Origin of the sequence: Comamonas sp. GB3 AK4-5 (genome assembly GCF_041320665.1) — a bacterium.
Classification (GTDB): Bacteria; Pseudomonadota; Gammaproteobacteria; order Burkholderiales; family Burkholderiaceae_C; genus Comamonas.
This window is the reverse complement of record NZ_CP166730.1, coordinates 890,448-908,057: the sequence shown is the minus strand read 5'-3', so window position 1 is coordinate 908,057 and position 17,610 is coordinate 890,448. Positions and strand designations below refer to the sequence as shown.

The window sequence follows — 17,610 nt, the reverse complement described above, 5'->3', positions numbered from 1 at the left end:
TGCAAACGCTGGGCCGGGGACAGGCTGCAGCCGGGTTATGCCCCGCTCAGGCCAGCTCGTCGGCCGCGGCGCTCACCGGCAGCCCGAGCAAGCCATCGACGCCGTAAACATGGGCCATGGACAACATGCCGGCCGGCAGATTGCGCAACTCCAGCACCTGCTGACGGCTTTGCGTCAGGCGCCGGCATTCCAGCAGCAGCGCCAGCGTGGCCGAGTCAAAACGCTGTATGGCTGCGGCATCCAGCACCACAGGCGCTGAGGCCTGGGCTTCGATCTGGCGACGCAGCTGCGGCAGCAGCGCGGCTGCCTGGTCGCCATCCAGCTGGGCCGGCAGGGCGATCTGGCTCATTGGCCAGCCTTGGCCGGCATGGTGCTGCGGCTGGCCAGGGTGTTGATCAGGCCGTCGACACCGTTTTTGTTCAGCTCTTCAGCGAACTGGGTGCGATAGGTTTCCACCAGCCACACGCCCAACACATTGAAGTTGTAGACCTTCCAGCCCTCGGGCTTTTTCTCGAGGCGGAAGTCCAGGGCCACCGGCTCGCCCTTGCCACGAACTTCGGTGCGCACCAGCACATCGGTATCGCCTGCGGCCATGCGCAGCGGCTTGACGACCACGGTCTGGTCCGTCACCTGGGCCAGGGCACCGGCATAGGTGCGCATCAACAGCTTCTTGAACTCGGTTTGCAAGCGCTCTTGCTGCGCCGGTGTGGCCTGGCGCCACTTGGGGCCCACGGCCGCCGAGGTCATGCGGCGGAAGTTCACATTCGGCAGCACTACCTGGTCCACCAAGGCGGTGATCTTGGCCATGTCGCCGGAACGCAGAGCGGGGTCGGCCTTGATGGTTTCCAGCACATCGGTCGACAGGCGCTTGATCAGCGCATCCGGCGCCTCGTCGGCGGCCTGGACAGCCAGGGGAATGCAGGCGGCAGCAGCCAAGGCCACCAGGGATTGCACGGAAGTACGGCGGTTGATCATCATCATGTCCTTTTCAATCGGCAGGCCGGGCCTGCACTGCCAGCCAATGCCTTGCTATGCCGCCATAGCAGGCATGTGCTTGGCGTTCACTCCTCTTCGGGCGGCAGCTTGCCTGCGTCCATGTCCTCAATCCTGCCGTCACTGCCACGGTTCTGGCGCGATTGCAGGTAGAAGTCACGCATCAGCGCATAGCGGTCCAGGGCCACGGCATCCACCATATCGCCAGCCTGAAGCAGACGCGCACGGTCGTCCACCACCTTCAGGCCCAGCAGGCTGTTGCGGTGAGAGATAGGGTGCATATCGCTCAGCACATAGCCCTTCCAGTCCACGGGCAGGGCCACGGTGTCGCGCACGGTGGAGGGGCCCATAAATGGCAGCACCAGATAAGGCCCGGGCTTGATGCCCCAGGCACCCAGCGTGCGGCCAAAGTCCTGCTTCTGGCGGTCCACCCCCATGGCGGTGGCGATATCCAACAAGCCGCCCAGGCCCAGCACCGTGTTGGTGGAGAAGCGCACCACGTGGTTGTAAGCCTGCTCGCCATTGCCCTGCAGCAAATGGTTCACCAGGGACCACAGATCACCCAGGTTGCCAAAGAAATTCCCCACGCCCAGGCGCACAGGCTCGGGGGTTACGGCCTTGTAGCCCGTGGCCACAGGCTTGAGCACCGCATCATCGACACCGTCGTTGAACGACTGCATCTTGCGGTTGAAAGACTCATAAGGGTCTTGGGGGTTGCTGCCCGTGGCGGCGCAGCCACCCAGGGCCAATGCAGCGGCCGCAACCGCGGCCATCGCGCCGGTGCGCGCCCAGGAAAAAGAAAGGTTTTGCTTACTCATCGTGCTTTACTGTCCGATTGCATGCGCTGCGCCGGCCGGGGCAGCGGGCTCGGCGGCGGGGGTCGACGCCCCCTGCTCTGCCTTGCCATAGAGGAACTGGCCGATCAGATTCTCCAGCACCACCGCCGATTGGGTGGAGGTGATGCGATCACCGGCTTTGAGGTCTTCTTCGTCAGCCCCGGCTTCGATGCCGATGTACTGATCGCCCAACAGGCCGCTGGTGAGAATCTTCAGCGAGCTGTCCTTGGGAAACTTGTAGCGCTCTTCCATCACCAGACTCACGCTGGCCTGAAAGGTCTGGTCGTCAAAGGTGATGGCCTCCACACGCCCCACCACCACACCCGCGCTCTTGACCGCGGCCTTGGGCTTGAGCCCGCCGATATTGTCAAAGCGGGCCGAGACGCCATAGCCTTTTTGAAAATTCAGATTCAACAAATTGGCCGATTGCAGCGCCAGAAACACCAGCGCCGCAGCACCGATCAGCACGAACAAGCCAACCCACACATCATTTTTGGATTGCTGCATTTATCCCTATCCCTTGGTTTGCGCGGCCATGCCGCTTCAGACGGTAAACATCCAGGCGGTCATCAGGAAGTCCAGCCCCAGCACTGCCAGCGAGGCCATCACCACCGTGCGCGTAGTCGCGCGCGACACACCCTCTGGTGTCGGCTTGGCCACATAGCCCTGCAGCAACGCCACAAAGGTCACGGCCACGCCAAACACCAGGCTCTTGAATACCCCATTGCCCAGGTCATCCCACCAGTCCACGCCAGACTGCATCTGGCCCCAGAAGGCACCGGAATCCACACCGATCATCAGCACACCGACGATCCAGCCGCCCAGCACGCCTACGGCGCTGAACACTGCCGCCAGCAGCGGCATGGTCACCACCCCGGCCCAGAACCGGGGCGCCAGAATGCGCTTGACCGGGTCCACGGCCATCATTTCCATGGCCGACAGCTGTTCACCGGCCTTCATCAGGCCGATTTCCGCCGTCAAGGCCGTGCCGGCACGGCCGGCAAACAGCAAGGCGGTGACCACGGGGCCCAGCTCGCGCAGCAGGCTCAGGGTGACCATCATGCCCAGAGCTTCGGCCGAGCCATAGCGCTGCAGGATGTAATAGCCCTGCAGGCCCAGCACAAAGCCCACGAACAGGCCGGAGACGCCAATGATGGCCAGCGAGTAATTGCCCAGGAAGTGGATCTGGTCACCCGTCAGCCGAAAGCGCCGCAGCGCCTCGGGCAGCAGTCCCAGCAGACGGGCGAACAGGCGTGCGCCTTGGCCCAGATCGATCAATTTGCCGCGTACGGCCATGCCTATGCGTGCGGGATGCAGCCAGTTCATCGCTCCCCCCCCTGGCGGCCTGCGCTGCCGAAATCGGCTTCCAGCGAAGGCGCGGCGTAGTGAAAGGGCACGGGCCCGGTCGGGCGGGCATGCACAAACTGCTGCACCAAGGGGTCTGGGTGCTGCATGACCTCTTCGGGCGTTCCCTGGGCGGCCACACCGCCCGCGCCCAGAATCACCACATGGTCGGAAACGCGGAAGGTCTCTTCCACATCGTGAGAAACCAAGATGGTGGTCAGCCCCATGGCGTCGTTGAGCGTGCGAATCAGCCGCGCCGAGGTGCCCAGGGAAATGGGGTCCAGCCCTGCAAAAGGCTCGTCATACATCAGCAGCTCCGGGTCCAGCGCCATGGCGCGTGCCAGGGCCACGCGGCGGGCCATGCCGCCGGAGATTTCACTGGGCATCAGCTCACGCGCGCCACGCAGGCCTACGGCGTGCAGCTTCATCAGCACAATGTCGCGCACCATGGAGGGCGGCAACTGGGTGTGCTCGCGCAGCGGAAAGGCCACGTTGTCGAACACGTCCATGTCGGTAAACAGAGCGCCGAACTGGAACAACATGCCCATGCGCCGGCGGGCGCCGTACAGGCTGGCCTGGTCCATCTGCCCCACATCCTGGCCGTCGAACAGCACCTGGCCCTGCTGGGCGCGGTACTGCCCGCCGATCAGGCGCAGCACCGTGGTCTTGCCGCCACCGGAGGCACCCATCAGCGCCGTCACCTTGCCGCGCGGCACCGACAGCGAGAGGTCGCGCAAAATAGTCCGTTCGCCATAGCCGAACGTGACATTGTGCAGCTCTACCAGAGAAGGAGATGGAGACATCAGGGATTCAAGCTTCCTTGGACCGAAACATTACATTGTGCGGGTTCCACCCCATGGTCCGCCAGTATGGCCACCCATAAACATACATTCATGTATGTTTATAGCAAAAGCGCTTGCACCATGTAGCACAAGCACTTGCGTCAGGTTGTAGGACGGTTAACGGGCCAGGCTGTCAGCCCAATGGCGCTGCAACCGTTGCTGCATCACAACATATTGTGCAAAAAGGCGCGGGTGCGGGCCTGCTGTGGACTGGCAAAAAAGGCCGCCGCAGGGCCCTGCTCCACGATATGGCCGCCGTCCATGAAGATGACGCGGTTGGCCACCTCGCGGGCAAAACCCATTTCATGGGTCACCACCAACATGGTCATATGCTCCTCGGCCAGCCCGCGCATGGTGCGCAGCACTTCGCCGGTCAGCTCCGGGTCCAGGGCCGAGGTGGGCTCGTCAAACAGCAAGATGTCCGGGTCCATGGCCAGCGCACGGGCAATGGCCACACGCTGCTTTTGACCACCCGAGAGGCGGTTGGGATAGGCATCGCGCTTTTCCAGCAGGCCCACCTTCTTTAGGAGCGCCTCGGCCTTGGGCACGATGGCTTCGCGCTTCATGCCCTTGACCTGTATGGGCGCTTCAATGATGTTCTCCAGCACCGTGAGGTGGGGGAAGAGATTGAAGGACTGGAACACCATGCCCATCTTGCGGCCGATCTTGCGGATCTCGGCCTCGCTCACATACTGGGCCTTGGCCTCGCCTTCGGAGCGGGCCAACACCTCACCCTCAATGCTGATGGTGCCGCGGTCAATCGTCTCCAGGTGGTTCAGGCAACGCAAAAACGTGCTCTTGCCTGAGCCCGATGGGCCGATCACGGCCACCACCTCACCGCGTTGCAGCTCCAGAGACACGCCCTTGAGCACCGGTGTGCCGGCAAAACCCTTGTGGATGTCCTGGGCGGAAATCATTACTTCAGTTGCCACTGCCATCTCCGTTTTTCATAGTGCTGTACGCCATTTGCATCGCCCCCAAGCCAGGGACCGCGCGCAAGGGCCGCCCCGCAGCGAGGCTGTCGCCCCCCAGAGAGGGGGAAGCCTCAAAGCGGCTCAGGGGGTCACTCATACCTCGCATGGCGCTTTTCCAGGTATTGGAAGCCCCAGGTCAGCACCAGCGTCATCGCCAGATAGAAGACCCCTGCCACGATGAAGGGGGTAAACGTGAAGTCGCGCTGCACCACGCCGCGCGCCACGCGCAGCAGGTCGTTCAGGGCCAGCACATAGATCAGCGAGGTGTCCTTGACCAGGGTGATGGTCTCGTTGCTGACCGGGGGCAGAATGCGGGACCACATCTGGGGCAGGACGATGCGGCGCATGGTCTGGGCATAGCTCATGCCCAGCACCTTGGCGCCTTCATACTGGCCACGGTCCACCGACTGAATGCCGGCGCGGAAGATCTCCGCAAAGTAGGCGGCGTAGTTCAGCGCAAAGGCCACCACGGCGGCCGGAAAATCGGGCAGGCGAATGCCCACGCCCGGCACAAAAGGCAGGGCGTAATAGACAAACAGCAGCTGCAGCATCAGCGGCGTGCCGCGCATCAACCAGATATAGCCCCCCACCAGGGCGCTGAGCGCCCGAAAGCGGGAGATGCGCATCAGCGCCAGCGCCAGACCCAGGGGAATGGACAACACCAGCGTGATGACAAACAGTTTGAGAGTGACCAGGGCCCCATCGGTCATGGGCCCCAACAGCGAAATTACGTAATCCATCAACAGGCCTTCAAGGTGGCGCTTGGGTGGTTGGCAGCTGCCACAGGCACAGGCGCCAGACATGCCAAAGAGAAACCTCCCCACGCATGCCCGGACGCGATTGTCCTCGCAAAGCAAAAAAAACCGGCAATGCCAGGCATTGCCGGTGCCATACAGTCAAAAAATTCAGTTCACCAGGGCGCTTGCACTGCCTACATCGCATGCAGCGGGTGCTGTCCATGCCAGGGCACCGCGCAAGGGCCGCCCCGAAGCGCCGGTGCCGTCTCCCTCCGGCGAAGCCAGAGAGGGGGAGGACGCAAAGCGGCTCAGGGGGTGCATCACGCTCAATGCTTGATGACGTCAGCGCCAAACCACTTCTGTGCGATTTCAGCGGCCTTGCCGTCCTTCTTCATCTCGGTCAGCACGTCGTTGACCTTGTTGCGCGTGGCTTCGTCGTCCTTGCGGAAGCCCACGCCGTAGTCTTCGGTGCCGAAGTCATCGCTCAGCACGGTGTAGTTGTCAGGCTTTTTGTTCACCAGGTAACGGCCCACCACTTCATCGACCACCACCACGTCCAGGCGGCCGGTTTCCAGGTCCATCAGCGCGGCAATGTTGTCACCAAAGAGCTTGGTTTCCTTGAACTGCTTGTGCAGTTCGGTGTCCTTTTCCATGGCGGTCACGGCGCTGGAGCCTTCCTGGGCACCCACGACCTTGCCGGCCATATCGGCCTTGCCCTTGATGGGCGAGCCAGCCTTCACGATGATGATCTGCTTGTTCACCATGTAGGGGTCGGAGAACAGAATCTTTTCCTTGCGGGCTTCCAGAATGGTCAGGCCATTCCACAGCGCATCCACGCGCTTGCCCAGCAGCTCGGCTTCCTTGGCGTTCCAGTCGATGGGCTTGAATTCCACTTCGATATTGGCGCGCTTGGCCACTTCATTGGCCATGTCGATGTCAAAGCCCACCAGTTGGTTCTTCTCGTCACGGAAGCCCATGGGCGGGAAGTTATCGTCCAGGCCCACCACCAGCTTGGTGGCAGCGACGGGTGCGGGAGCGGCATCCGGAGCGGCAGTGGTCGCTGCAGGTTCGTTCTTGCCGCAAGCGGCCAGCAGAGCAGTCAGGGCCACCGTGGCCAGGAGGGTGCGTTTTTTCATGGTGTAGAAAGAGCTGAAGTGAAGGAAAACCTGCCATCGGTGCAAGCGCGCTCTGTACCCAGGAAATGCCAGAAAAAAGGATTCCCAGGTGAATGCGTGAAAAGCCATCTGCAGCCGGATGAATCCGCTATTGTCGCGCAGAGCGCGGCCCTGCGCACTCCATTTCCGCATGACCATGCCCCGCCCACCCCTCTCCCTGGCGTCCGCTGTACCGCCTGCTGACCCCGCAACGCCCATGAAAACCACGCTGCCGCCCGCACTGGTGCAGGCCTATCGCCAGGCCTGGTATGAGGTGTGGCTTCCGGCATCGGGCCAAATGTCCAGCCAGGTGCAGGACACCCCCAGCCTGCTGCAGGTGGATGTGGCCCATGCGCCACTGCGCCAGACCATGCAACGACTGAACGCACGCCAAGCCTGTCTGCTGACTGCCTGTAACCCCAGGGGGCAGTTGCTGCCAGCCGCCGAAAACACCCGGCGCATGCAGGCCCTGCGCCAGGCCTTGCAGGCCGAAGGCTGGACCTGGACCCCGGCCCTGGGCCGCGACCCCCTGGGCCAATGGCCGGGCGAGGAGAGCCTGTTGATCTGGCATATGGACCGCGCCCAGGCCCGCTACTGGGGCCGGCAATGGGCGCAAAACGCCGTGCTGGTCTTTGGCGATGACGCCATTCCCCGACTGGAATGTCTGCGCTGAGTTTGTAAAAAAGATAGCAGCCATAGCGCTCATGTTGTACATCTCACACATAAAGCGCATGTAAACCAAGTGGGCAAGCGCTATAGGCGCTCCTGTATGTGAAGCATGAAAAAGGGCGCTCTCCAGCGCCCTTGGCATGTATTCGGCGGTGACTCAACGCGGCAACTGGCTCGTACCCATCAAAAACTCGTCCACTGCGCGCGCGGCTTGCCTGCCTTCACGGATGGCCCACACCACCAGGGATTGGCCACGGCGGATATCGCCTGCGGCAAACAGCTTGCGCACACTGGTGGCATAGCCGCCCGTGAAATCGGTGCTGGCCTTGGCGTTTCCGCGTGCGTCCTTGTCCACGCCAAAGGCGTCGAGCACGGTCTGCACGGGGCTGACAAAGCCCATGGCCAGAAACACCAGATCGGCCTTGAGAATTTGCTCGGAGCCTGCCACCTCGGTCATCTTGCCGTCCTTGAATTCCAGGCGCACGGTCTTGATGGCGGTGAGCTGGCCCTTCTCGCCCATGAATTCCTTGGTAGCAATGGCGAACTCGCGCTCGCAACCTTCCTGGTGGCTGGAGCTGGTGCGCAGCTTGAGCGGCCAGTAAGGCCAGACCAGGGGCTTGTGCTCCTGCTCGGGCGGCATGGGCATCAACTCCAGCTGGGTCACGCTGGCCGCACCGTGGCGGTTGGATGTACCCACGCAGTCGCTGCCGGTGTCGCCACCGCCAATCACCACCACATGCTTTCCGTCCGCACGGATCTGGCCCTTGTACTTGCCCTCTGCCGTGGTCTTGTTTTGCTGCGGCAAAAACTCCATGGCGAAATGCACGCCCTTGAGCTCGCGACCGGGCACGGGCAGGTCGCGCGATTGCTCGGCACCACCGGTGAGCAGCACGGCGTCGAACTCGGCCATCAAAGTTTCAGGGGCAATGGTTTCCTTGGACCAGTTGGTCACCTTGCTGTCCTTGCCCAGGCCGTCCTTGCCCGCCACCAGCACGCCGGTGCGAATCTTCAGGCCCTCTGCCACCAGTTGCTCCACGCGGCGGTCGATGTGGGATTTGTTCAGCTTGAAGTCGGGGATGCCGTAGCGCAGCAGGCCGCCGACCTGGTCGTTCTTCTCGAACAGTGTCACATCGTGGCCGGCGCGCACCAGTTGCTGGGCTGCAGCCAGGCCGGCCGGGCCGGCGCCCACCACGGCGACCGTCTTTCCGGTCTGCAGCTTGGGCAGCAGGGGCTTCACCCAGCCTTCGGCCCAGGCGCGGTCGATGATGGCGTGCTCAATCGACTTGATGCCTATGGCATCGCCATTGATATTGGCCACGCAAGCCGCCTCGCAGGGTGCGGGGCAGATACGGCCGGTGAACTCGGGGAAGTTGTTGGTGCTGTGCAGCACCTGGATGGCGTTGGCCCAGTCACCCCGGTACACCAGGTCGTTGAAGTCCGGAATGATGTTGTTGACCGGGCAGCCGTTGTTGCAAAACGGTGTGCCGCAGTCCATGCAGCGTGCGCCCTGGATCTTGGCCTGCTCGGGCGTCAATGCAATGACGAATTCTTGGTAGTGTTTGAGACGTTCCGCAACAGGGGCATAGCCCTCTTCGATGCGCTCGTACTCCATAAAGCCGGTGCTCTTACCCATGGTGTGTATTCCTTGAAATCTTTGTTCGCGTAGGCGGTGCGGTGGTCGAGCCGACCACCGCGCTCAGGCCGCTATTACTTGGCTGCTACCGCTTCTTTTTTGGGAGTGGCCGGCGCAGATGCAGCTTGCTTGTCCTTTTGTTTGCGTTCATAGATTTCGCCGAGGGCACGCTTGTACTCGCTGGGGAAGACCTTGACGAACTTGGCACGCGCTGCGGCCCAGTTGTCCAGCAGGTCACGGGCGCGTTGCGATCCGGTCCAGCGGCTGTGGGCCTCGACCAGGGCACGCAGCTGCTGCTCGTCGCTCTGGCCGTGGTGCCACACGCCAGGGTCGATGCTGCTGACGAACTCGTCGTGGGGCAGCACTTTCTCCAGCTTCACCGATGCGGTGTTGCAACGCTCGGCAAACTTGCCGTCTTCGTCGTAGACATAGGCCAGGCCGCCGCTCATGCCAGCGGCAAAGTTGCGGCCGGTCTTGCCCAGCACCACCACGGTGCCACCAGTCATGTATTCGCAGCCATGGTCACCCACGCCTTCGACCACCGCCGTGGCGCCGGACAGGCGCACGGCAAAGCGTTCACCGGCCACGCCACTGAAAAAGGCCTCGCCCCGGGTGGCACCAAACATCACGGTGTTGCCCACGATGGTGTTGGCCACCGAGCTGCCGCGGAATTCGCGGCTGGGCCGCACCACCACGCGACCGCCGGACAGGCCCTTGCCGGTGTAGTCATTGGCCTCGCCGGTCAGGTTCAGCGTGATGCCCTGGCACAGAAAGGCGCCAAAGGACTGGCCGCCCGTGCCCTCGAAGTGGATGCGGATGGTGTCGTCCGGCAGGCCTTCGGCATGGGCGCGGGTCACGGCGCCGGAGAGCATGGCGCCCACGGAGCGGTTCACATTGCGCGCCACTTCCATCAGGCGCACCTTCTCGCCGTTTTGAATCGCGGGCTGGCAGCGCTCGATCAGCTTCACATCCAGGGCCTTATCCAACAGGTGATCCTGTTTGTCGACATGAAAACGCGCCACATCGGCCGGCACATCGGGCTGGTAGAACAAGCGGCTGAAGTCCAGGCCCTGGGCCTTCCAGTGTTCGATGCCCTTCTTGGTGTCTAGCAGGTCGCAGCGGCCCACCAGCTCATCGAATTTGCGCAGGCCCAGCTGGGCCATGATCTGGCGCACTTCTTCGGCGATGAAGAAGAAGTAATTCACCACATGCTCGGGCTTGCCAGTGAACTTGGCGCGCAGCACCGGGTCTTGTGTGGCCACGCCCACGGGGCAGGTGTTGAGGTGGCATTTGCGCATCATGATGCAGCCCTCCACCACCAGGGGTGCGGTAGCAAAGCCGAATTCATCGGCGCCCAACAGCGCACCAATCACCACATCGCGGCCGGTCTTCATCTGGCCGTCGGCCTGCACGCGGATGCGGCCGCGCAGGCGGTTCAGCACCAGGGTTTGCTGGGTTTCCGCCAGGCCGATTTCCCAGGGACCACCGGCATGCTTGATGGAGGACAGCGGCGATGCACCGGTGCCGCCGTCGTGGCCGGCGATCACCACATGGTCGCTCTTGCACTTGGCCACGCCGGCTGCAATCGTGCCTACGCCGACTTCGGACACCAGCTTGACCGAGATGTCAGCATGCGGGGCCACGTTCTTCAAATCGTGAATCAGCTGTGCCAGGTCTTCGATGGAATAGATGTCGTGGTGGGGCGGGGGCGAGATCAGACCCACGCCGGGCACGGAGTAGCGCTGCATGCCGATGTATTCGGACACCTTGCCGCCTGGCAACTGGCCGCCTTCACCGGGCTTGGCGCCCTGGGCCATCTTGATCTGGATCTGGTCGGAAGACGACAGGTACTCGGCCGTCACCCCAAAGCGGCCGGAAGCCACCTGCTTGATCTTGGAGCGCAGGCTGTCGCCTGCGCGCAGTTCAATGTCGGACTCCACCTGGGCCTTGCCGATGATGGAGGCCAGCGTATCGCCCTGTTGGATGGGGATGCCCTTCAACTCATTGCGGTAGCGCTTGGGGTCTTCGCCGCCTTCGCCGGTGTTGCTCTTGCCGCCAATGCGGTTCATGGCCACGGCCAGCGTGGCATGGGCCTCGGTGGAGATGGAACCCAGCGACATGGCGCCAGTGGCAAAGCGCTTGACGATCTCGGAAGCCGGCTCCACCTCGTCCACGGGAATGGCCGTGGCGGGGTCGCACTTGAACTCGAACAGGCCGCGCAGCGTCATATGCTGCTTGCTCTGGTCGTTGATCAGCTGGGCATATTCCTTGTAGGTGCTGAAGTTGTTGCTACGGGTGGAATGCTGCAGCTTGGCGATGGCGTCGGGCGTCCACATATGGGCCTCGCCACGGTTGCGCCAGGCGTATTCGCCGCCGGCGTCCAGCATGGTGGCCAGCACCGGGTCATCGCTGAAGGCGGCCACATGGTTGCGTATGGTTTCCTCGGCGATCTCGAACACACCTATGCCTTCCACGCGGCTGGCGGTGCCGGTGAAGTACTTGTCCACCGTGGCAGTGGAAAGGCCCACGCACTCAAACAGCTGGGCGCCGCAATACGACATATAGGTGGACACGCCCATCTTGGACATGATCTTGGACAGGCCTTTGCCGATGGCCTTGACGTAGTGGTAGACCGCCTTGTCGGCATCCACACCCTCCACGGGCTGCTGGAACAGCTCGGCCAGGGTTTCCATGGCCAGATAGGGGTGGACGGCTTCGGCGCCATAGCCGGCCAGTACGGCGAAATGGTGGATTTCGCGGGCGGTGCCGGTTTCCACCACCAGGCCGGTGGTGGTGCGCAGGCCCGCGCGTACCAGGTGCTGGTGGATAGCCGACAGCGCCAGCAGCGCGGGAATGGCCACTTGCGTAGCGCTCACATTGCGGTCGCTGATGATCAGAATGTTGGCACCACCCTTGATGGCATCCACCGCCTGGGCACACAGCGAGGCCAGCTTGGCTTCCACGCCTTCACGCCCCCAGGACAGCGGGTAGGTGATGTCAATGGTCGCGCTCTTGAACTTGCCGTGGGTGTATTTTTCGATCTCCCGCAGCTTGGCCATGCCTTCGAAATCGAGGATGGGCTGCTGCAGCTCCAGGCGCATGGGCGGGTTGACCTGGTTGATATCCAGCAAATTGGGCTTGGGGCCCACAAAGGACACCAGCGACATCACGATGGCTTCGCGGATGGGGTCGATCGGCGGGTTGGTCACCTGCGCGAACATCTGGCGGAAGTAGTTGTAAAGCGGCTTGTTCTTGTCGGACAGCACGGCCAACGGGCTGTCGTTGCCCATGGAGCCCACGCCTTCTTCGCCGTTCTGGGCCATGGGCAGCATCAGGAACTTGAGGTCTTCCTGCGTGAAGCCAAAGGCCTGCTGGCGGTCCAGCAGACTCAGCTCAGACTTGGCGGGCGCCACAAAGTCAGCCGGCACCTGCACCTGGTCGAGCTTGATGCGCAGGTTCTCGATCCACTGCTTGTAGGGCTTGGTATTGACGACATTGGCCTTGAGCTCGTCGTCTTCAATCATGCGGCCCTGCTCCAGGTCGATCAGCAGCATCTTGCCGGGCTGCAGCCGCCACTTGCGCACGATCTTGCTGTCGGGCACCGGCAGCACGCCGGCCTCGGAGGCCAAGATGACCATATCGTCTTCGGTGACCACATAGCGCGAGGGGCGCAGGCCGTTGCGGTCCAGCGTGGCGCCGATCTGGCGGCCATCGGTGAAGACGATGGAGGCCGGGCCGTCCCAGGGCTCCATCATCGCGGCGTGGTATTCATAGAAGGCGCGGCGGCGCTCGTCCATGGCCTCGTGCTGCTCCCAGGGTTCGGGAATCATCATCATCACGGCCTGGCTGATGGGGTAGCCCGCCATGGTCAGCAGTTCCAGGCAGTTGTCGAAGGTGGCGGTATCGGACTGGCCGGCAAAGCTGATGGGGTAGAGCTTTTGCAGGTCGTCGGCCAGCACGGGCGAGGCCATCACGCCTTCGCGTGCCACCATCCAGTTGTAGTTGCCGCGCACGGTGTTGATTTCACCGTTGTGGGCCACGTAGCGGTAGGGGTGGGCCAGCGGCCACTCGGGGAAGGTGTTGGTGGAAAAGCGCTGGTGCACCAGGCCGATGGCCGAGACGCAGCGCGTATCGGCCAGGTCCAGGTAATACACACCCACCTGGTCGGCCAGCAGCAGGCCCTTGTAGACCACAGTGCGGCTGCTCATGCTGGGCACATAGTATTCCTTGCTGTGCTTGAGCTTGAGGTTCTGGATGGCAGCGCTGGCCGTCTTGCGGATCACATACAGCTTGCGCTCCAGCGCGTCCTGCACAATCACGTCCGTGCCGCGGCCGATGAAGACTTGGCGCAGTATGGGTTCCTTTTCGCGCACGGTGGGCGACATGGGCATGTCGCGGTTCACCGGCACATCGCGCCAGCCCAGCAGCACCTGGCCTTCGGCCTTGATGGCGCGCTCCATCTCCTGCTCGCAGGCCAGACGCGAAGCATGCTCCTTGGGCAGAAAAATCATGCCCACGCCGTATTCACCCGCAGGCGGCAGCTCCACACCTTGTTTGGCCATCTCTTCGCGGTAGAGCTGGTCGGGGATCTGGATCAGGATGCCGGCGCCGTCGCCCATCAGCGGATCGGCCCCCACGGCGCCGCGGTGGTCGATGTTCTCGAGGATCTTCAAGGCGCCCAGGACGATGTCATGGCGCTTTTCGCCCTTGATATGGGCCACAAAGCCCAGGCCGCAGGCATCGTGTTCGTTGTGCTTGGCGTACAGCCCATGCTCTTGCAAATGGGCGATTTCGGCAGCCGTCGTCATGGGGTTTCCTCTAGTTTTCTATCGCTGGGACGGCAAGCGTACGACACGGCATGAACCCATGCAAGAAAATTTAATTGGGGTCAGATACCAATTATTTTTACAAAGCAAAGAGGAAGAATAAATAAGGGACAGATTGAATGCACCAAAACAATCACCACCCACACGCAAGCACCTACTTACGCAGAAATCAAGCACCTCGAAGGTGCAAAATCAAAAAGGGATTGGCATTGATTGCACCGATGTGGTGCAGATATTTGCCGCAGCAGGATTCAGCGTGCGCTGGCTGACAGCGGCTGCCCCGCATTCTTGGAGGCCCGCACCGGACGGCCTGGGCGGCGGCGGGTGAGCCGCCGCGCGGTGTCCTGCTGCAATCTGGCCACAAAGTCGGGCGATCCCAGGGCCCAGCCTTTGCTGGCAGCTTCCAGGATTTCCTCGGCCACCATGGACCCCACGCCCTGCTCCAGCACGCGCTGGTAGGCGGCTTCGCGGGCAAAAGGGGTGTTGGCCAGCGCCCAATACTGGGTGTGGGAGCGCACCAGACTGTCTTGCTTCAGCCCGGCGTTGTGTGCGCAGCTGGACCAGGCATAGTCTTGCGGCAGCACCGCCAAGCCTTCCACCACCGGCTGCAACTCCAGCAACACCATGCTGGGCAGCAGATAACCCGGAGCTTCCAGCACGGTGGAGCGGTAGCGTCCCTCCCACAGCGTGCCGCTGCGGCCATGGCGGTTGTTGAAGTAGCGCACATAGCTGCGCCCCACGGACTGCATGAACTGCGGCAGCCCTTCTTCCGTCTCTGGCGTGGCCAGCACATGGAATTGCGTGCTCAGCAACACATAGGCATGCACCTCCACCTGAAAGCGCCGCGCCATCTCGCGCAGCAAATCCTTCAGCACGGCGTAATCCTGCGCATCCCGAAAGATGGGCTGCTGGTTGTTGCCACGCTGGATGACGTAATGCGCCATACCAGGCAGAGTCAGTCGGGGCAGGCGGGCCATGGGTGCAAAAAGTAGTGGATGGGGGGGAAGGAAGTCAGAAGCAAGTCATTTGCCCGGAGCGTTCCCGCCAGCCAAACCAGCCAGCGGCGCAGAGAGCGCAAAGCAATGTTTTGCAACATATTATGCGCACCGCCACACATCAGCTAGCAGCTGATTGCTGCATTTGTTACCAGGGGATTCTTCGAATTTCTCAACGCCCGGCTGCCTGTAGCAACTGGGAAATGCGCTCGCAGGTTTGTAACAACTTTGGCAGCAACTGGCTCTGCATCATCTCGGCGCTGGTACGGTTGGCCTGGCCGCTGATGTTGAGCGCCGCCACCGTCTGCCCCATGCGGTTGCGCACCGGCGCGGCAATGGAGATCAAACCTTCTTCCAGCTCCTGGTTCAGCAAACACCAGCCCTGGGCCCGCGTCTGGCGAATCGCGGCCCACAGCGCCTCGTCGCTGGTCTGGGTCAGCTGGGTGTACTGGGTTCGCGGGCGGCGCTCCAGCAATGCCTGTACCTGTTCATCCGGCTGTGCCGCCAGCAGCACCCGGCCCAGCGAGGTCCAGAACGCCGGCAGGCGCGAACCCACACCCAGGTTGGTGCTCATGATTTTGTGGGTGTGCACGCGCAGCACATAGACCACGTCCAAACCTTCCAGCACGGCGGCAGAGCAAGACTCCTGCACCGTGTCCACCAACTGTTCCATGGACGGGCCGGCCAGGCTCCACAGCGGCATGGAACTGAGATAGGCAAAGCCCAGGTCCAGGATGCGCGGCGTGAGGTGAAAGTATTTGCCGTCGCTGTCCACATAGCCCAGTGACTGCAGCGTCAGCAGGATGCGGCGGGCGCCGGCGCGCGTCATGCCGGTGCGCGCGGCCACCTCGCTGAGGGTCTGTTCCGGCGCCTGGGCACTGAAGGAGCGGATCACTTCCAGCCCGCGGGCAAAGGATTGCACATAGCTGTCACTGGGCTTGGGCGCTGTGTTTTCGGTGTTCATGGGGTTTTCCCTGATGTGGTTTCTACAGCCGCCAAACGGCTGCTCGACTTCCTATAATTCTTTTAGCGAACATTTGTTCTATATGCGAACATTCTACCGCTTTCGCCTTCCGCGCAAGCGCCCATGTCTGCAGGAGCCCACACATGATCAACAAAATCACCGACACCGTCGCTGAAGCCCTGGCCGGCGTGCAAGACGGCGCCACCGTCCTCATCGGCGGCTTCGGTACTTCCGGCAACCCCATTGAGCTGATCGACGGCCTGATCGCCACCGGCGCGCGCGAGCTCACCGTGGTCAACAACAACGCCGGCAACGGCGAGGCCGGCCTCGCCGCGCTGCTGAAAAGCGGCCAGGTGCGCAAGATCATCTGCAGCTTCCCCCGCCAGGTGGACAGCTGGGTGTTCGACGATCTCTATCGCAGCGGAAAGATCGAACTCGAACTCGTGCCCCAGGGCAATCTGGCCGAGCGCATGCGCGCTGCCGGCGCCGGCATTGGCGCCTTCTTCTGCCCCACGGCCTATGGCACCGAGCTGGCCGCCGGCAAGGAAACCCGCGAAATCAACGGCAAGCACTATGTGCTGGAGTACCCCATCTACGGTGATGTGGCACTGGTCAAGGCCGAGCGCGGCGACCGCTGGGGCAATTTGACCTATCGCATGTCGGCCCGCAACTTCGGCCCTGTGTGCGCCATGGCCGCCAAGTACACCGTGGCCACGGTGCATGAGCTGGTCGAGTTGCGCGAGATGGATCCCGAGGCCATCGTCACCCCGGGCATCTATGTCAGCAAGCTGGTGAAGGTGGACCGCGTGGCCACCAAAGCCGGTGGCTTCAAGCAATAACGTCCGTTCAAGCAGGAGATACCAGCGTGAGCAACTATCAAAAACGAAGCAAAGACCAACTGGCTGCCCGCGTGGCCCAGGACATCTTCGACGGTGCCTATGTCAATTTGGGCATTGGCCAACCCACCTTGGTGGCCAACCATATTCCGGCCGACCGCGAGGTGGTGCTGCATTCGGAAAACGGCATCCTGGGCATGGGCCCGGCGCCCGCCAAGGGCCTGGAAGACTATGACCTGACCAATGCCGGCAAGCAGCCCGTCACCCTGCTGCCCGGTGGCAGCTATTTCCACCATGCCGACAGCTTCGCCATGATGCGCGGCGGCCATCTGGACATTTGCGTGCTGGGCGCCTTCCAGGTCTCCGCCACGGGCGATCTGGCCAACTGGAGCACGGGTGAGCCTGGCGCCATTCCCGCCGTGGGCGGCGCCATGGACCTGGCCGTGGGCGCCAAGTCCACCTGGGTGATGATGGACCTGGTCAGCAAGGCCGGTGAATGCAAGGTGGTCGAGGCCTGCAGCTACCCCCTCACCGGCCTGGCCTGCGTCAAGCGCATCTACACCGATTTGTGCACGCTGGAATGCACGCCCACCGGCCTGCGCCTGGTGGACCTGGTGCCCGGCCTCTCACATGCCGAGCTGGAAACCATCGTCGGCCTGCCGATCGCCCCTGCTGCCGCAGCATAAACCGTAGCAGCCACAGCGCTTCCCCACTCACTTTCACACAGCTAGAAGCTGCAAGTGCTTGATAGAAAAGCACAGGCAGCTCCTGTTTTTGAACCCTGCAGGCGCAGCGACCTGCCGACAC

General features: G+C 62.6%; 16 protein-coding genes. 3 read left to right on the top strand and 13 right to left on the bottom strand.

The window, feature by feature from the left end:
- Positions 1-46 precede the first annotated feature (46 nt).
- From ACA027_RS03915 to ACA027_RS03875, 9 genes are all read right to left on the bottom strand, one after another.
- The gene (locus ACA027_RS03915) at positions 47-349 is read right to left on the bottom strand and encodes a lipid asymmetry maintenance protein MlaB (protein ID WP_370681098.1); all 303 of its coding nucleotides are present in this window, start codon (positions 347-349) and stop codon (positions 47-49) included.
- Positions 346-975: a phospholipid-binding protein MlaC gene (locus tag ACA027_RS03910; RefSeq protein WP_370682504.1), complete on the bottom strand. Its 630-nt coding sequence runs from the start codon at positions 973-975 to the stop codon at positions 346-348. Before ACA027_RS03910 ends, ACA027_RS03915 begins: the two co-directional genes overlap by 4 nt.
- A gap of 86 nt (positions 976-1,061) precedes the next feature.
- Positions 1,062-1,811, bottom strand: coding sequence for a VacJ family lipoprotein (locus ACA027_RS03905; protein WP_370681097.1), 750 nt, complete (start codon positions 1,809-1,811; stop codon positions 1,062-1,064).
- Positions 1,812-1,817: 6 nt separating this feature from the next.
- Positions 1,818-2,336, bottom strand: a complete 519-nt coding sequence (gene mlaD, locus ACA027_RS03900; RefSeq protein WP_370681096.1) for an outer membrane lipid asymmetry maintenance protein MlaD — start codon at positions 2,334-2,336, stop codon at positions 1,818-1,820.
- Positions 2,337-2,372: 36 nt separating this feature from the next.
- Positions 2,373-3,155: a lipid asymmetry maintenance ABC transporter permease subunit MlaE gene (gene mlaE / locus ACA027_RS03895; RefSeq protein WP_370681095.1), complete on the bottom strand. Its 783-nt coding sequence runs from the start codon at positions 3,153-3,155 to the stop codon at positions 2,373-2,375.
- Positions 3,152-3,976, bottom strand: coding sequence for an ABC transporter ATP-binding protein (locus tag ACA027_RS03890; RefSeq protein WP_370681094.1), 825 nt, complete (start codon positions 3,974-3,976; stop codon positions 3,152-3,154). The genes mlaE and ACA027_RS03890 overlap by 4 nt, the downstream gene beginning before the upstream one ends.
- Positions 3,977-4,179: 203 nt before the next feature.
- Complete coding sequence (locus tag ACA027_RS03885) at positions 4,180-4,932, bottom strand: amino acid ABC transporter ATP-binding protein (RefSeq protein ID WP_370682503.1); 753 nt, start codon at positions 4,930-4,932, stop codon at positions 4,180-4,182.
- Positions 4,933-5,078: 146 nt separating this feature from the next.
- Positions 5,079-5,729, bottom strand: a complete 651-nt coding sequence (locus ACA027_RS03880; protein ID WP_370681093.1) for an amino acid ABC transporter permease — start codon at positions 5,727-5,729, stop codon at positions 5,079-5,081.
- A gap of 323 nt (positions 5,730-6,052) precedes the next feature.
- Positions 6,053-6,862: an amino acid ABC transporter substrate-binding protein gene (locus ACA027_RS03875; protein ID WP_370681092.1), complete on the bottom strand. Its 810-nt coding sequence runs from the start codon at positions 6,860-6,862 to the stop codon at positions 6,053-6,055.
- A 235-nt stretch (positions 6,863-7,097) separates the two neighbouring features.
- Here ACA027_RS03875 and ACA027_RS03870 point away from each other — a divergent pair, with 235 nt between their 5' ends.
- On the top strand, positions 7,098-7,553 hold the full coding sequence (locus tag ACA027_RS03870; protein ID WP_370681091.1) for a DUF3293 domain-containing protein: 456 nt from the start codon (positions 7,098-7,100) through the stop codon (positions 7,551-7,553).
- Positions 7,554-7,706: 153 nt separating this feature from the next.
- Here ACA027_RS03870 and ACA027_RS03865 read toward each other — a convergent pair whose 3' ends face one another.
- The 4 genes from ACA027_RS03865 to ACA027_RS03850 form a co-directional block, all read right to left on the bottom strand.
- A complete protein-coding gene (locus tag ACA027_RS03865) occupies positions 7,707-9,182 on the bottom strand; it encodes a glutamate synthase subunit beta (RefSeq protein ID WP_370681090.1) in 1,476 nt (491 codons plus the stop codon).
- A 74-nt stretch (positions 9,183-9,256) separates the two neighbouring features.
- The gene (locus ACA027_RS03860; protein WP_370681089.1) at positions 9,257-13,990 is read right to left on the bottom strand and encodes a glutamate synthase-related protein; all 4,734 of its coding nucleotides are present in this window, start codon (positions 13,988-13,990) and stop codon (positions 9,257-9,259) included.
- Positions 13,991-14,259: 269 nt separating this feature from the next.
- Positions 14,260-14,985, bottom strand: coding sequence for a transposase (locus tag ACA027_RS03855; RefSeq protein ID WP_370681088.1), 726 nt, complete (start codon positions 14,983-14,985; stop codon positions 14,260-14,262).
- Between the two features lie 190 nt (positions 14,986-15,175).
- Positions 15,176-15,967 carry an IclR family transcriptional regulator C-terminal domain-containing protein gene (locus tag ACA027_RS03850; protein ID WP_370681087.1) on the bottom strand — a complete coding sequence of 264 codons (792 nt, stop codon included), beginning with the start codon at positions 15,965-15,967 and terminating at the stop codon, positions 15,176-15,178.
- Positions 15,968-16,110: 143 nt separating this feature from the next.
- Between ACA027_RS03850 and ACA027_RS03845 the strand changes: the two genes are divergently transcribed.
- The gene (locus tag ACA027_RS03845) at positions 16,111-16,806 is read left to right on the top strand and encodes a 3-oxoacid CoA-transferase subunit A (protein WP_370681086.1); all 696 of its coding nucleotides are present in this window, start codon (positions 16,111-16,113) and stop codon (positions 16,804-16,806) included.
- A 26-nt stretch (positions 16,807-16,832) separates the two neighbouring features.
- Positions 16,833-17,489 (top strand): 3-oxoacid CoA-transferase subunit B, encoded by a 657-nt coding sequence (locus ACA027_RS03840; protein WP_370681085.1) that lies wholly within the window; start codon positions 16,833-16,835, stop codon positions 17,487-17,489.
- Positions 17,490-17,610 lie beyond the last annotated feature (121 nt).